At 63.9% G+C, this 740-nt stretch carries 2 protein-coding genes; both read right to left on the minus strand.

The window, feature by feature from the left end:
- Positions 1-488 (minus strand): tetrahydrofolate dehydrogenase/cyclohydrolase catalytic domain-containing protein (locus DQ393_RS00075; RefSeq protein WP_281023909.1); only part of this gene is annotated, 488 nt, incomplete at its 3' end.
- 3 nt (positions 489-491) lie between these two features.
- Positions 492-740: formyltransferase family protein (locus DQ393_RS00080; protein ID WP_281023910.1), on the minus strand; the 249-nt coding region annotated here is incomplete at its 5' end.

Raw genomic sequence — 740 nt, forward strand, 5'->3', positions numbered from 1 at the left:
CCCGACAGGTCCTCGCCGTGGATCGAACGCACCAGCAGCATGGCGCCGGCCGGCGTGCACGAGATCAGCCCGGTTTCGAGATCGCCGGTCGCCAGCTTGCCGGCATTGACCACATGCAGGCCATCGACATCCTTCTCCGGCTTGATCGACTGGATGATCGCATCGGAATTCAGATGCTTCGGCAGCGGCAGCTGCACGAGAATGCCGTGGATAGACGGATCGTCGTTCAGCGAGGCCACCAGACTAGCAAGCTCTTCCTGCGTCGTCTCGGCCGGCAGCGTGTGCTGGACCGACTTGAAGTCGCATTCCCTAGCCATCTTGCTCTTGGAGTTCACATAGGCGTGGCTGGCCGGATCATCACCGACGATGACGACCGCAAGCCCGGTCTTCACACCGGCCTCCGCCTCAAGCCCCGCCGCCGCAGCCTTCACGGCCTCGATCACCGAAGCGGCCGCTTGTTTCCCGTCGATCACCGTTGCGAGTGCCATCACTCACCCCATGCGCTCGGAGGCATAGGAGCCCGGGCTTGCCGGGAAGACGACGGTGCGGTTGCCGTTGAGGAAGGTGCGATAGTGGATGTGCGCATGGATGGCGCGGGCGAGAACCTGGCTCTCCACATCGCGGCCGATCGAGACATAGTCCTCGGCAGACTGCGCATGCGTGATGCGCGCCGTGTCCTGCTCGATGATCGGACCCTCGTCGAGATCGGCCGTCACATAATGCGCCGTCGCCCCGATCAG

Source organism: Martinezella tropici (assembly GCF_003287875.1).
In the GTDB taxonomy this organism is placed as follows: Bacteria; Pseudomonadota; Alphaproteobacteria; order Rhizobiales; family Rhizobiaceae; genus Rhizobium; species Rhizobium tropici_C.